Source organism: Mycobacterium sp. 48b, assembly GCF_048282725.1.
Lineage (GTDB): Bacteria > Actinomycetota > Actinomycetes > Mycobacteriales > Mycobacteriaceae > Mycobacterium.
This window is the reverse complement of record NZ_JBLVUL010000001.1, coordinates 383,578-397,721: the sequence shown is the minus strand read 5'-3', so window position 1 is coordinate 397,721 and position 14,144 is coordinate 383,578. Positions and strand designations below refer to the sequence as shown.

Genomic DNA, 14,144 nt, shown 5'->3' with positions numbered 1-14,144 from the left:
CATGGCCAGCGGGCGCGTCGTCGAGTTCTTCACCACTCAACCGGTCCGGGTCTCGGCGCTGCTGCGGCTGCCGCTGATCGGCCTGATCGTCGTGCTGGTCTCGGTCTGGGATGTCGACCATTGGTTGCCGGTCCTGTACGCCGTGATCCTGAGCGTGTACACCGCCGTGGCCGTGCTGTGGCTGGTCGTGGTGTTCCGCGGGCCCATGCCGCCGTGGGCGGAGTGGGCGTCCACGGCGGTCGACGTGCTGGTGCTCGTCACGCTGTGCGCGGTGTCGGGCGGTGCCACCGCGGCGCTGCTGCCGGTGTTCTTCCTGCTGCCCATATCCGTTGCGTTCCAGGACCGTCCGTGGCTGACCGCGGTGCTCGGTGGCAGCACCGCACTGGGCTACCTCGCGGTGTGGATCCTGTATTCCGAGCGCGACGACAATGTCGGACTGCCCGACATCGTGTACATGCACGTGGGATTTCTCGCGTGGCTGGCGGTTGCGTCGGCGGCGTTGTCCTTCGTGCTGGCGCGTCGCTCGGCGCGGGTGCAGACCCTGATGGAGGTGCGGCGCCAGCTGGTGTCGGAGTCGACCCGGGCCGACGACCTGCGCAACGCCGAACTGGCCGAACACCTTCACGACGGCCCGCTGCAGATCCTGCTCGCCGCGCGCCTGGAGCTCGACGAGATCCGCGAACGCATCCCGGACCCGGGGCTGGACCGGGTGCATGCGGCCCTGCAGGAGACGGCGGTCGGACTGCGCTCCACGGTGACCGCGCTGCATCCGCAGGTGCTGGCGCAGCTGGGGCTCACCCCGGCTGTGCAGGAGCTGTTGCGCCAGTACGACACTCGGCCTGACATCACGGTGCGCGCGGATCTGCAGGACGTAGGGCACCCCGAAGGTCAGGCCCTGCTGTACCGCGCGGCCCGTGAGCTGCTGGCCAACATCAACAAGCACGCGGGTGCGAGCACGATCTCGGTCGGCCTCTTCCGGTCGGGGGACGGCGTCGTGCTGACCGTGGCCGACGACGGCAAGGGGTTCGACCCGACGACGGTGGCGCAGTCCGTCGCCGAGGGCCACATCGGTCTGGCCTCCCTGCAGGTCCGTATCGAGGCCATGGGCGGTTCGATGGCGATCAGTTCGGAGGCCGGATACGGCACTCAGGTCCGGGTGACCCTCTAGCCGCAGCTATTTCACGCAGGGAACGCCGGAGACCTTCATCTGGCTCAGATCGGTCGGTGCCGCGGACTTGGTGCCCGATGCGGTGGCGGCCACGGTGGTCACCGGCGTACTGGCGGTGGTTTCCTCCGTCGTCTCGCTGCTGGAGTCCCACGTCGAATCCGATCCGTCCGAGGAAGTCGCCCAGGAGGAGTCGTCCGATCCGCTCAAATAGTCCTTGCCGGGGAAGTCGGTACCCAGCGTCAGCTGTACCGTCCCGGGGCTCACCGCGGACGACGGCGTGGCGATCACCTTCAGCTCGTCGGCAAGCGACTGGGCGCCGGCCTCGGCGCCGGTCCCGTAGTCGATCGTGGTGACGGCGGCCAGAGATTCCGCGTCGCCGATCTGGCCCGGGGTGAATCCGTTTGCGGAGAACGTGGTTTCGAGCTGTGCAGCCAGTCCGGAGTAGGTGGAGGCGTTGACCACGTCGAGCACCGCGCCGTGGCCTTGGAGGACATGGGCGGGTGCGGCGGGGGCGCCGGTGGAGCCGCCGGGTTCGGCGACCAGGTCACGCACGATGGCCCGGATCGTGGGGATGTCGACGATGTTGATGTCCTCGCCCAGCGAGTTCTGGCCGAACTCCTTGATGGGCAGCGTGTAGAGGGTGGGCGGCGCACCGGTCAGTGCCGAGGCCCGGCTGGCGAAGCTGGCCAGGTCGAACCCGGAATCCAGTGCGACGTTCTGCTTGGTGACGTTGAGCAGATCGCGCAGCATGGTGGGACTGGACAGGGCGCCGCTCTTGCCCAGGGCCGATACCAGTGCGGCGATGAAGGCCTGTTGGCGTCGGGTGCGGTCGAGGTCGGTGAAGTTCTCGTCGTTGATGTCGCGGCGCTGACGCACGAACGCCATCGCCTGCGCGGCGTCGATCTGCTGTACGCCCTGGTGGAAGTCCGCGCCGGAGTACGGATCCGCAGTGTCGGCGTTGAGGCACACGGTGATCGGCGCCACAGCCTTGGCGATCTGGAAGAACGCACCGAGAGTGACCTCGACGAAATGGTCGATGGGGATCCCGAGCAGGTTGCGCACCGTGGCGATCTGGGCCCTGCGACCGGCCTCACGGGCCTGCTGCTCATTCGTCGAGGAATCCTCGGACGAGGACTCCAGCGTCTCCATCTCGCGCTGATAGGCCCACCCATAGGCCTGCTTGACCTTGCCCTTGCACGGGTCGACGTCGCAGCCGGCGAGCTCGACGTAGTCGTCGCGGGGGATGGAGAACGCCGTCGCCGGGCCCCCGTTGCCCGGCAGGTGCACCACGATCAGCACGTTGGCGTTGTAGCCGCCGACCGTCTCGTCGCCGGCGTGCAGTGCTTCGTAGACGTCCTGGGGCAGCGGGTTGCCGTGCTGATCCAGCCGGCTGTCCAGCCCCATGATGAGGATGTTCTCGGTGTCCCCGGACGAGACCGGGCCGCCTTCGAGTGCGTTGGACGTGGTGATGCCGTCCAGCGCGCCGTGGTAGGAGACCCACCCGGCACCGGTTCCGGCCAGCACCGTCGCCGCCACCAGGCCGACCGATACCCGGCGGGCAACCGCCACGCCACGGCGCGGCATGCGGTGCCGGGCGGTGCTCGCGGCATGGGTGGGTTCGTTCATGGCACCTGTCATTATGGGGCCGTTCGCTGAGACTCCGCCCACCGGGGAAAACAGCTGGTCATCGCAGGCGTCTCGGCATTAGCGTGCACAGCGTGAAATTGCGCATCGCCGTGAGTGTGCTCCTGCTGGCCGTCGTCGCGTTGCTGGTGAATGAACTGATCGTCACCAAGGAGGAGCGAAAGGCCGAGCCTTTCGCCGGTGGGCACGTGCTGGAACTGGACGGTCCTGATCTCAACGTGCGTGAGTACGGGCCGCCGGGGGAGCGCGCCGTGGTGTTGCTGCACGGGTATTCGTCCTCGATCGAATGGTGGGAGCGGGTTGCCCCGCAGCTGGCCCGCGATCAGCGGGTGATCGCGATCGATCTGGTCGGCCACGGCGGCTCGGAAGCACCCAGCAACGGCACCGCGTATCAATCGGCCGAGCAGGCGAAGGCGGTGCGCAATGCGCTCGTGGCGCTCGGGGTGCGTCACGCGGTACTGGTCGGGCACTCGATGGGCGGCGCGGTGTCGGCCGAGGTGGCCCGGCAGTATCCGGACCTGGTGGACCGCGTCGTGGTCTCCGACACCCCGGGCGCCGACGACCTGGTCAGCATGCCGTTGCTCGGAAAGATGGTGTGCTGGCCGGTGATCGGTCCGGCGCTGGACCGGTTCCGGACCGTGGATGCCATCACCGAGAGCTCCTTGCAGACCGGATTCGCCGCGGACTACCCGGTGCCCGACTACGCGCACCGCTCGTTGGAGCGCCTCACCTACGCCGGGGTGTGCGACTCCACCGAAGGGCCGCACCCGGTCGTGGAAACGCTTGCCGCACTGCACAAGCCGGTGCTGGTGCTGTGGGGAGACCAGGACGTGCTGACCCCGACGGCCCCCAACGTCGAGCGTTACACGAAGGCCGGACTGGCACCCGTGGTGATCAAGGGCTCCGGGCACACGCCGATGGTCGAGCAGCCCGATCAGTTCCTGGCGGCGGTGACGCCGTTCGTCAGGACCCCAGCCCCCGCGAGATGACCAGGCGCTGAATCTGGTTGGTGCCCTCGAAGATCTGGGTGATCTTGGCTTCGCGCATGTAGCGCTCGACTCGGAAGTCACGGGTGTAGCCGACGCCGCCGAACACCTGCACGGCGTCGGTGGTGACCTTCATCGCGGCGTCGGTGGCGATCAGCTTGGCAACGCTGGCCTGGGTCGAGTACGGCAGGCCGAGATCACGGCGGCGGGCTGCATCGAGATAGGTGGCCCGCGCGCTCACCACTGCGGCGGCCATGTCGGCCAGCAGGAACCCGAGCCCCTGGTGGTCAGCGATCTTGCGGCCGAACGTGGTTCGTTCGTTGGCGTAGCGGACCGCCTCGTCGAGGGCGGCCTGGGCGATACCGACCGCGACGGCGGCGATGCCGAGCCGGCCGGAGTCCAGCGCGGAGAAGGCGATCGAAAGGCCTTGTCCCTCTTGCCCGATCAGCCGGTCGGCGTCCAGGCGGGCATTGTCGTAGAAGGCCGAGGTGGTGGGCACCGCGTGCAGGCCCATCTTCTCCTCGGGCTTGCCGAAGCTCAGCCCGTCGAGACCGGCGGGGACCAGGAAGCAGGAGATCCCCTTAGAACCCTCGCCGGTGCGCGCGAACAGCGTGTAGAAGTCGGCCTTGCCGCCGTGGGTGATCCAGGCCTTGGAACCGTTGAGGACGTAGGCGTCGCCGTCGCGGGTGGCCTTGCAGTTCAGTGCGGCGGCGTCGGATCCGGCCTGCGGTTCGGACAGGCTGTAGGCGCCGATCTGATCTCCCGAGAGCATGCCGGGCAGCCAGCGTTTCTTCTGCTCGTCGGTGCCGTAAGCGAGCAGTGGGTGCGACGACAGGCTGTGCACGCTGACCGCGACCCCGACCGCGGCCCACCGCGCCGCGATCTCTTCCAGAACCTGCAGGTAGACCTCGTAGGGCTGGCCTGCGCCGCCCCACTCCTCGGGCTGGGGCAGGCTGAGCAGCCCCGCTGCGCCGAGCTGGGCGAAGACGCCCTCGGGGTAGGTCTCGGCCTTCTCATGCGCATCGACGATCGGATCGAGCACCTTGTCGGCGATGTCGCGGGTGAGCTCGATGAGTTCGCGCGCCTCATCGGAGGGGAGCAGGCGGTCAACAGGCATACTTGCACATCCTAGTTTTCCCGCGAGCAGACGTGAAGGCGGCCCGTTCTGGGCAATTCGGGGAATCTCGGCTGAGGGCCTCCCGCTTGCGGGGCTGCTCGGGCACGAGGGATGTCACCCGGTTGGGGTGTGCAACATTCCGGCGATGTCGGGGTCGAGCTGTTGCAGCGCCACGATGACCGCGACCCGGTAATCACGCCCAATCTGCGAACGCACGGTGGTGGTCCGTCCGCGTCGCTCGGGTGGGCGGATCTCCTCGATGCGCGCTTCGAGGGCGACGATGAGTTGTTCGAACTCGGTGATGAGCCCGGACAGGATGAGAATCTCCGGATCGAGCACTGCTTCGATCAGGATTGCGGTGCGGGCGATCTGGTCGATGACATCGCTGATGATCTTCTGGGAGTGCGGGTTTCGTGCTGTCTCCTGCGCCACCGCCTCGAGGTCGATCTCCCTGAGTGCCATCCCCTCGGTGTGCGGTGCAACCGATTGCATGGCGTGCAGGGACATTCCGGCGTTGACGCAACCGATCCGCCCGCATGCGCATTTCGCTTGGCTGCCGGCGACAGGCATGTGTCCGATCGCGCCGGCTACACCGCTTGCCCCCGCATACGGACGTCCGCCGATGACGAGACCCACATTGACGTGCCCACCGCAATTGAGCAGTACGGCCGAACGCACCTCTCTGGCTTGGCCCGCAATCGTCTCGGCCAGCGTCATGGCTTGGGTGGTGTCCTGGACGGCGGTCGGTACACCCAGCGCGTGTGAGATCGGCTTGCCCAACTCCACCTCGGACCAGCCGAGCGCTTTCGATTCAACGACGAAACCCGTTGTACTGTCGACGAACCCGGGGAGGCAGACGCCGGCGGCGGCGACTGAACTGTCTTCGGCTTCCTCGATCATCTGCTTGCCGATTCGAGTGATCGAGCGGATCACCGAAGCGGGGGTGCGGCCGGCTGTAGGTGTCTCGTCCTCGCGCGAGATGTTGCCGGTGGCGTCGGCCAGGGCGATACGCGCCCGACGTTCGTCGATCCAGATGCCGAGTACCCGTCTTGCCTGTGGGTTGCAGCCCAGTAGTTTGCGCGGGCGGCCACGGTAGCCCGGACCTTCGATGCGGGCATCCAGTTCGATAAGGGTCCCGTCGTCGATCAACTCGCCGACTATTGCGGTGATCGAGGGACGGCTCAGTCCGAGCCGATCGGCCAAGTCGGCCCGGGCCAGTGGGCCCTCGGTCCGAAGCAGGTGGACGACGCGTTGGCGATGCAACAGGTGCAACACCTGCTTTTCCTGCCGCGCCGATTCTGACCGTTTCAGCAGAACCTCCTTGACGGTCTCAACGATATGCTGCTATTAAGTTCGTCACATAAATTAAATCGGCCTAGGGCATCGGAGCCGCGCCATGACTGCTGTCAATCCGCTCATCAATCCGCAGTTCACCTCCCCTCATTCGGGCGCTCCGGCAGGCCCGACCGCATCTCGCCGGATACTTCAAACTACCGGCCGTATCGGTGCCTACAGCGGCATCGTGGTAACGGGGTGGCTGGTCGCAGCGGTCGTCTCCGGATACGGCGTCGCTGCAGCCGACCCGACCGGGGCGTCCTCGTCGGAGTCGTCCACCTCGAGTCCGGCGGGTACGTCGCCCGGTGGCACCTCCACCGGGACCCGGGGCGACAGTTCGGCGGCGGGTAAGGGCGGATCATCGGCCGACGGTCCTGGCAAGGGTTTGGTCAAGAAGCCGGTCAAGCCGAAGCGGTCGGGCAAGACCTCGTCGACCAGGGAGTTGGCGCCCGGCGTGACGGTCAGCAGCAGTGGCGGTGTGCGGAACGCACCGACCCAAATAGATGTCGAAGGCCCTGCACCACAACAGAAAACGGATAAGCCAGCTGGCCTCGCGGAGGCGATCGACGCGCAGTTGGACGGGCTGGCGTCAATTCCCGACAAGGTGAAGTCGACGATTGCCCACTTGTCGGACGGAATCCAGAAGCCGGCATCGTCCCTGCCCGACCTGCGGTTGCCCGAGGTCGCGTCGCCGCGCGCATCAGAGGCGGTGTCCGATACCAAGGCGCCCCTGGCTGCGGCAGATTCGGTGGGTATCGGCGCCGCCTTTGAGCAGTCGGTCGGGCGGGTGGAGCAGGTCACCAGGAAGCTCGCCGACAGGCTCGAGGGACAGATCGCCGCTCCAGGCGCGCTGACGACCGCGGACGAGCAGTTATTCGATTCTGTCGCGGCCGATCTGCGGACCACTGCGAAGGCGACGGTCACGGCGGCCGCCGTACCGGTCGAGGCTGCGGCTCCCGTCGAAGGCGTACTCGGTGTGTTGAACGGGATCGTCACCACGGTGCTCAACCCGTTCCTCGCGCCGGCTCCGGATTCGCCGGAACCGTTCACGCCGATCATGTGGGCGGCACTGGCGTGGGTGCGGCGTAACGCGTTCAACCAGGCGCCGACGGTGCCTTCTGACCCGGTGACGACGGTCCAGACGGGTCAGACCGTCACCGGCAACGTGGGTGCCACTGATGCCGAAGGTGATGAGCTGACCTACACGGTGACCGAGCAGCCGAAGTACGGCACGGTGACCATCGATCAGGAGACCGGCGAGTTCACCTACACCCCGAACGATATCGATTATGTTGCGGCGCAGACGGATACGTTCACCGTATCGGTTACCGACGGCGACAAGATCAACTTGTTGAGCCTGTTCAAACCGCGTACGGCCCAGAAGGACATTGACGTCACGGTGCTCAGTCCCGAGGTGGAGCGCGTGATCCTGGACCTGCCCGACAGCATCAGCAACCCGACCCGACCGCGGTTCTCTGAAGACGGTCAGTCGATCTACTTCGGGGGGACACCCACGGCCGGTGGTCGCGACGAGATCTACCAGATGAACATCGACGGCACCGGGCTGGAGTGCCTCACCTGTGGTGTCACGACGACCGTTACCGACGATCTACAGAAACCGTTGCCTTTCGAAGACGGCTCGGGCCGGGTGCTGATCCGCGTTACGTCGAGTACGGGGTCGTACACGTATGCGGTCCTGGAGGACGGTGTCAACGGACGGGAGCTGGTGCCGCTCACCACGCCGGACAGCCCGACGTACGTCGTCGACAGGCAGCGTGAGATGAAGATCTCGCCGGACGGCACCCACGTGTTGTTCAGCCGACTCGAGATGGGCACCAACGGTTACGTCGCGATCGTGCCGGTGGTCGGCAAGCTCGTCCGCACAGAGGCCGGGTATGAGATCGAGGATGCTCGCGTGGTCGCGCCCTATGGTGAGGGCAAGTCTTGGACACCCGACGGCAAGAGCGTGATCATCATGGGCGGCCAGTACGACGCGGGCAATGTCGACGCCATCAAGGTCGATCTCGCTACCGGGAACATCACCCGCGAGACAGCCGGTCTCGACTACGAGGAGAACGTTTTCGAATCGCCGAACGAGCAGTGGATCGTCACCGGAAGTACGCGCGGCCTCGATGCACTGACGCCCATGTCGCGGATACAGCGACCGGCATTCCTGCCTGCCTACATCGTGGGGCCGGTCTACAACGCCTACGCATCCCCGGTCAATGTGTCCAACCAGGCTTGGGTAGTCGCGATCGACGACGAGCTGGAGCGTGAAGCCGGGTTGCCGTTGATTGTCGAAGGTGACGGATACGCCGGTCAGAGCATGCCCGGATGGAATCCGGACGGCAGCGCGGTCGCGTTCTGGGAACAGAGCAAGGACGACCCGACGGATACGCGGTTGATCATCGCCAACCTGAAGTACACAACGAGCGTCGGCCCACTCGAGGGAGACAACTCGACTCCGGAAATGTCGTCCACACTGCCCAAGCTGAGCACGTACGTTCCCAGCGCACCGGAGCTTCCACCGACCGGTACCTACGCCGGCGCGGGTGGGGGCACCGCTGTGGTGAGTGAGGCCGCGGACCAGACGAACCCGGGACACACGATCCGCACAGTCACCTACAGCGATTACGTCAACGAGGACGGAATGGTCCTCAACGGCACCGAGTCGACTGATTCGACTGCCAATCAGCTGTACATCCACTACACCGCCGACATCACCGTGACCGGAACGCACACCGGCTACCTCAAGGGCGATGCCACCATCACCAACCGGCAGACCTACAGCGGCTACATCACCTCTGATGTGGACGGCGATGTGCAGAGCATCCTGGATCAGGATGCGATCGAGGACGCCCAGCAGAACGTGTAGCGGCCAACGCCGAATTCTCGAAGTCGACCACTCCGACCCGGATCCACTCACGATCTGTGTCGGAGTGGTTGGCGTGCAACGGATTCGGCCCGGGTTACGCCGTTCCATCTGAGATCTACCCAATTCTGTCAATCGGCTTCCGGTCGCCACAAAACGTGCTGTTATTAAATTCGTCAATCCAATTAAACCTGCCCACAGGGCAACTGGAGCCACGCCATGACTGTTGTCAATCCGCTCTTCAACCCGCAATTCACCGCCCCTCCATCTCGCCGGACACTTCAGGCCACCGGGCGTATCGGTGCCTACAGCGGCATCGTGGTAACGGGGTGGCTGGTCGCCGCGCTCGCCTCCGGATACGGCGTCGCCGCGGCCGACCCGACTGGGACATCCTCCCCGGACTCGTCGACGTCGACCTCCACGAGCTCGGCTTCCGGTGAGACCTCGACCGGGCCGGCATCTGCCGGGGCGCCGGCCGGGAGCTCGCCGGGCAAGAGCGGAATATCGGCGGACGGTCCCGGCAAGGGCTGGGCCAAGAAGTCGCCCAAGCCGAAGCGGTCGGGCAAGACGTCATCGACCAAGGAGCTGGCGCCAGGGGTGACGGTCAGCAGCAGCGGCGGGGCGCAGAAGGAGCGGGTCCGGTCGGAGGGCCTTGCCGGAGCGATCGATGAGCACCTGGAGTCGTTGTCCTCGATACCGGACAAGGTGCGCGAGAGCGTGCTGACCCACAATGACGGCAAGGAGCAGCCGGAGTTGTCACTGCCGACGCTCTCGCTCCCGGAAGTCTCGCTACCCGACGTCGCGTCGCCGCGGGCGGTGGATGCCGTGGCCGATGCCGATTCGAAAACCGCCGTGCCGGTCGGGCCGGTGAAGCTCAGCGCCACCCTCGAGCGGTCACTGGCGATAGCCAAGGAGGTCACCGACCGGGTCGAGCAGGTCACCGGCACGATCAGCGATCGGGTGACCGAGAAGATCAGCGATGCGGGACTGACTGCGACGACGAAGGGCGCCGAGTCTGTAATCGCCTCTGCCGCGGGCGATGTGCGTGCCAAGGCCGGCGCGATTGCCACCCCTGCAGTGCAGGCCGACAACCCGGCCGAAGGCGTGCTCGGTGTCCTCAACGGGATCGTCACCACGGTGCTCAATCCGTTCCTCGCCCCGGCTCCGGATTCGCCGGAACCGTTCACGCCGCTGATGTGGGCGGCACTGGCGTGGGTGCGGCGTAACGCGTTCAACCAGGCGCCCGTGGTCAGCAGCCCGACCACAACGGTGCAGACGGGCCAGACCGTGACCGGCAATATCGGTGTGACCGACGCCGAGGGTGACGAGTTGACCTACACGGTGACCGAGCAGCCGAAGTATGGGACGGTGACCATCGATCAGGAAACGGGGGAGTTCACCTACACCCCGAATGACATTGATTACGATGCGGCGCAGATGGATTCGTTCACCGTATCGGTCACCGACGGTAATAGAATCAACATGCTGAGCCTGTTCAAGCCGCGCACGGCTCAAAAGGACGTCGACATCACGGTGCTCAACCCGACCGTGGAACGCGTGATCCTGGACCTGCCCGACGGCATCACCAACCCGAACACGCCACGCTTCTCCGAGGACGGTCAGTCCATCTACTTCGGGGCCACCCCTGCTGAGGGCGGTCGCCAGGAGATCTACCGGATCAGCGTCGACGGCTCGAACGTCGAGTGCATCACCTGCGGGGTGTCCACGGAGGTCACCGCAGGCTTGTCGAGAGTCGTTCCGTTCCAGGACGGTTCGGGGCGGCTGATGATCCAGGTCACGACGAGCCCGAACTCCTATGTCGTCTACGAGGAGACCGCGGACGGCAAACAGCTGGTTCCCGTCATCACGCCACCTTCCGGTGCACGTGCCATCGATCCGCAACGTGAGATGAGAATCTCGCCGGACGGCACGCATGTGTTGTTCAGTCAGATCCAGATGACTTCGACGGGTCTCATCACGGCGGTGCCGGTGGTGGGGCGGTTGGAGCGAACGGACGCGGGCTATGAAATCGCCGATGCCCGCGTGGTGTACCCCGTCGGCGAGGGCAAGCAGTGGACCCCCGATGGCAAGGGCGTGATCATCCTCGGCGGTCGCTACGAAGCGGGCAATGTCGATGACATCGTGGTCGACCTGGAGACCGGCGAGGTGACCCGGCTGACCGGCAACCTCGATTACGACGAAGACATCGACATGTCGCCCAATGGACAGTGGATCGCGGTAGGCAGCACGCGTGGGTATGACGCGCTGACGCCGATGTCGCGGATTGTGCGGCCGGCGTTCCTGCCGGCGGACATCCAAGGGGCGGTGTACGAGAAGTACCGGGGAACCGGGGATTCGACAAACATCACCAACCAGGAATGGGTCATCGCCATCGAGGATGACCTCAAGGGCGAGAACGGGATTCCGGTATTCGTCGACGGCGACGGATACACCGCACGCAGCATGGCGAGCTGGAACAGCACCGGAGATGCGGTGGCATTCTGGGAGGCCAGCGGGGCTGATGCGACAGACACCCGGTTGGTCATCGCCAAGCTGAACTACACCACCAGCGTCGGCCCGGTGCAGGGTGATCGGACCACCCCGGATCCGACGTGGGCCCCCGAACTCAAGACGTACGTGCCCAGCACGGCGCCGTTGCCGCCGACCGGAACGTATGCCGGCGCCGGTGGCGGTACCGCGGTGGTCACCGAGACCACCGATTCGACGACGGGTCACATCGTCCGCACCGTCACCTACACCGATTACGTCAACGAAGAGGGGATGATCCTCAACGGCACCGAATCGACGGACACCACCGCCAGCCAGTCCAACATCCACTATGTCGCCGACATCACCGTCACGGGCACGCACACCGGCTACCTCGACGCCGATGCCACCATCAACAAGCTTCAGCGGACGATGACCGGCCACATCACCTCTGACCTCGACGGCGACGTGCAGAGCGTCAACGACCAGGACAGGATCGACGAGGACAGGGACAACATGTAGCCGCTGGATAGCTCAGCAACCTAACCGCTCCGGCCCGCCCACTCACGGTGAGCGCGTCGGAGCGGTTGGCGTTCAACGCATCCGCGCGATGATCTGGATCTCGACCAGCGCGCCCGGTATCGCCAGCTCGGTGACACCGACAGCGGTCCACGCCGGGTACGGCGCCGCCACGAACTCGTCCTTGACCTCACCGAACACCTGCACGTGCTGTTGCAGGCCGACGTGGTAGCTGGTGATGTCGGTGACGTCGGCGAAGGTCAGGCCCGCCTCGGCGAGCAACCCAAGCAGGTTCTCGAAGGCCTGGCTGAACTGTTCCCTGGGCTCCTCGGCCACGCTCATGTCGGGCCGGATGCCGATCATCCCCGAACAGCGCAGGTGATCGCCGTCGACCACCGCCGGCGCGAAATGGTGGGTGTCGCACATCGGCTGCATCCACTGCGGGACAACTATTTTCATGCCTGGCTCCTGATTCGGCGCAGCTGCGCGAAGTACTCGGGGTGCGCGAAAGTCCCCCATTTCCGAAGAAATAGGGGACTTCCGTGTCTGCTGGGCAGAGGAACTAGACGTGTTCCGCCACGGGCAGCGCCGCGAGGATGTCGTTGACGCGGTCGCGTGCGTCGCCGAACAGCATCTGGGTGTTCTCCCGGAAGAACAGCGGGTTCTGCACACCGGCGTAGCCCGAGGCCATGGACCGCTTGAACACGATGACGTGGTCGGCGTTCCACACCGTGAGCACCGGCATGCCGGCGATCGGGCTGCCCGGATCTTCGGCGGCGGCCGGGTTGACGGTGTCGTTGGCGCCGATCACGAGCACGACGGAGGTGCCGTCGAAGTCGTCGTTGATCTCGTCCATCTCGAGCACGATGTCGTAGGGCACCTTGGCCTCGGCCAGCAGCACGTTCATGTGGCCGGGCAGGCGGCCGGCGACGGGGTGGATGCCGAAGCGGACGTTGACGCCGCGCTCACGCAGCTTGCGGGTCAGGTCGGCCACACCGTACTGGGCCTGGGCCACGGCCATGCCGTAGCCGGGCGTGATGATGACCGAGTCGGCGTGGGCGAGCAGCTCGGCCGCACCCTCGGCGTTGATCTCGCGGTGCTCGCCGTAGTCCTTGTCCTCGGCGGGCCCGGCCTCGATGCCGAAGCCGCCGGCGATCACCGAGATGAACGACCGGTTCATGGCCTTGCACATGATGTAGGACAGGTAGGCACCGGAGGAGCCGACGAGGGCGCCGGTGATGATCAGCAGGTCGTTGCCGAGCAGGAAGCCCGAAGCCGCTGCGGCCCAGCCCGAGTAGCTGTTGAGCATCGACACCACGACGGGCATGTCGCCGCCGCCGATCGAGGCGACCAGGTGCCAACCGAGCAGCAGCGCGAGAGCGGTCACGACGATGAGCAGCCACAGGTGCGGTTCGATGACGAACCACACGGTCAGTGCGGCGAAGACGACCAGCGCGCCGACGTTGAGGAAGTTCTTGCCGGGCAGCATCAGCGGCGCGGACTTCATGCGGGCCGACAGCTTGAGGTTGGCCACGATCGAACCGGTGAAGGTGACCGCACCGATGAAGACGCCGATGAAGACCTCTGCCGAGTGGATGCCGAGCATCTTCTCGCCGACCAGCTTCACGGCTTCCTCGCCGCCGAGGTTGTTCTCGACGTGCAGGTAGCCGTTCCAACCGACCAGCACGGCGGCCAGACCGACGAAGCTGTGCAGCAGCGCGATCAGTTCGGGCATGCCGGTCATCTCGACGACCTTGGCGCGCCACAGGCCGATCGCGGCGCCGACGATCATGGCGCCGATCAGCAGGGCCAGGCCCAGTGGCTCGATCTTGCGGTCGAAGGCCAGGGCGATGGTCGCGATGAGGGCGATGGCCATGCCGGTCATGCCGAAGGTGTTTCCGGCCCGTGATGTCTCGTGCTTGGAGAGGCCGGCCAGCGCGAGGATGAACAGCAGTGCCGCGACGACGTAGGCCGCCGAGGCAACGTTTTCTAGGGTGAACATGGAATCCGTTCCAA

The 14,144-nt window shown here is 65.9% G+C and carries 9 protein-coding genes; 4 read left to right on the top strand and 5 right to left on the bottom strand.

The annotated features are described in order from the left end of the window. Position 1 precedes the first annotated feature (1 nt). Complete coding sequence (locus tag ACNQR1_RS01865) at positions 2 to 1,168, top strand: sensor histidine kinase (RefSeq protein ID WP_418043641.1); 1,167 nt, start codon at positions 2 to 4, stop codon at positions 1,166 to 1,168. Positions 1,169 to 1,174: 6 nt separating this feature from the next. Here the strand turns inward: ACNQR1_RS01865 and ACNQR1_RS01860 are convergent, their stop codons facing one another. Beyond that, positions 1,175 to 2,794 (bottom strand): LCP family protein, encoded by a 1,620-nt coding sequence (locus ACNQR1_RS01860; RefSeq protein WP_418043639.1) that lies wholly within the window; start codon positions 2,792 to 2,794, stop codon positions 1,175 to 1,177. Between the two features lie 92 nt (positions 2,795 to 2,886). On the opposite strand from ACNQR1_RS01860, the gene ACNQR1_RS01855 reads away from it, so the two are divergent. Next, positions 2,887 to 3,801 carry an alpha/beta fold hydrolase gene (locus ACNQR1_RS01855; RefSeq protein ID WP_418043637.1) on the top strand — a complete coding sequence of 305 codons (915 nt, stop codon included), beginning with the start codon at positions 2,887 to 2,889 and terminating at the stop codon, positions 3,799 to 3,801. Here ACNQR1_RS01855 and ACNQR1_RS01850 read toward each other — a convergent pair. Both ACNQR1_RS01850 and ACNQR1_RS01845 read right to left on the bottom strand, forming a co-directional pair. Further along, positions 3,776 to 4,915 (bottom strand): acyl-CoA dehydrogenase family protein, encoded by a 1,140-nt coding sequence (locus ACNQR1_RS01850; protein WP_418043635.1) that lies wholly within the window; start codon positions 4,913 to 4,915, stop codon positions 3,776 to 3,778. The genes ACNQR1_RS01855 and ACNQR1_RS01850 overlap by 26 nt on opposite strands. A 114-nt stretch (positions 4,916 to 5,029) precedes the next feature. After that, entirely contained in the window at positions 5,030 to 6,190 is a 1,161-nt protein-coding gene (locus tag ACNQR1_RS01845) for an ROK family protein (RefSeq protein WP_418043633.1), read from the bottom strand. A gap of 121 nt (positions 6,191 to 6,311) precedes the next feature. On the opposite strand from ACNQR1_RS01845, the gene ACNQR1_RS01840 reads away from it, so the two are divergent. Both ACNQR1_RS01840 and ACNQR1_RS01835 read left to right on the top strand, forming a co-directional pair. Continuing rightward, the gene (locus tag ACNQR1_RS01840) at positions 6,312 to 9,125 is read left to right on the top strand and encodes an Ig-like domain-containing protein (RefSeq protein WP_418043631.1); all 2,814 of its coding nucleotides are present in this window, start codon (positions 6,312 to 6,314) and stop codon (positions 9,123 to 9,125) included. Between the two features lie 216 nt (positions 9,126 to 9,341). After that, positions 9,342 to 12,131 carry an Ig-like domain-containing protein gene (locus ACNQR1_RS01835; protein WP_418043629.1) on the top strand — a complete coding sequence of 930 codons (2,790 nt, stop codon included), beginning with the start codon at positions 9,342 to 9,344 and terminating at the stop codon, positions 12,129 to 12,131. Between the two features lie 72 nt (positions 12,132 to 12,203). On the opposite strand, the gene ACNQR1_RS01830 is transcribed toward ACNQR1_RS01835, so the two are convergent. Both ACNQR1_RS01830 and pntB read right to left on the bottom strand, forming a co-directional pair. Further along, positions 12,204 to 12,587: a RidA family protein gene (locus tag ACNQR1_RS01830; protein ID WP_418043627.1), complete on the bottom strand. Its 384-nt coding sequence runs from the start codon at positions 12,585 to 12,587 to the stop codon at positions 12,204 to 12,206. A gap of 103 nt (positions 12,588 to 12,690) precedes the next feature. Beyond that, the gene (gene pntB, locus ACNQR1_RS01825; RefSeq protein ID WP_418043625.1) at positions 12,691 to 14,130 is read right to left on the bottom strand and encodes a Re/Si-specific NAD(P)(+) transhydrogenase subunit beta; all 1,440 of its coding nucleotides are present in this window, start codon (positions 14,128 to 14,130) and stop codon (positions 12,691 to 12,693) included. Between the last annotated feature and the right edge of the window lie 14 nt (positions 14,131 to 14,144).

Bases quoted from the DNA above. Each gene is read 5' to 3' on its own strand.
- ACNQR1_RS01865 (WP_418043641.1), top strand. From the start codon at position 2: ATGGCCAGCGGGCGCGTCGTCGAGTTCTTCACCACTCAACCGGTCCGG.
- ACNQR1_RS01860 (WP_418043639.1), bottom strand. From the start codon at position 2,794: ATGAACGAACCCACCCATGCCGCGAGCACCGCCCGGCACCGCATGCCG.
- ACNQR1_RS01850 (WP_418043635.1), bottom strand. From the start codon at position 4,915: ATGCCTGTTGACCGCCTGCTCCCCTCCGATGAGGCGCGCGAACTCATC.
- ACNQR1_RS01840 (WP_418043631.1), top strand. From the start codon at position 6,312: ATGACTGCTGTCAATCCGCTCATCAATCCGCAGTTCACCTCCCCTCAT.
- ACNQR1_RS01835 (WP_418043629.1), top strand. From the start codon at position 9,342: ATGACTGTTGTCAATCCGCTCTTCAACCCGCAATTCACCGCCCCTCCA.
- ACNQR1_RS01830 (WP_418043627.1), bottom strand. From the start codon at position 12,587: ATGAAAATAGTTGTCCCGCAGTGGATGCAGCCGATGTGCGACACCCAC.
- pntB (WP_418043625.1), bottom strand. From the start codon at position 14,130: ATGTTCACCCTAGAAAACGTTGCCTCGGCGGCCTACGTCGTCGCGGCA.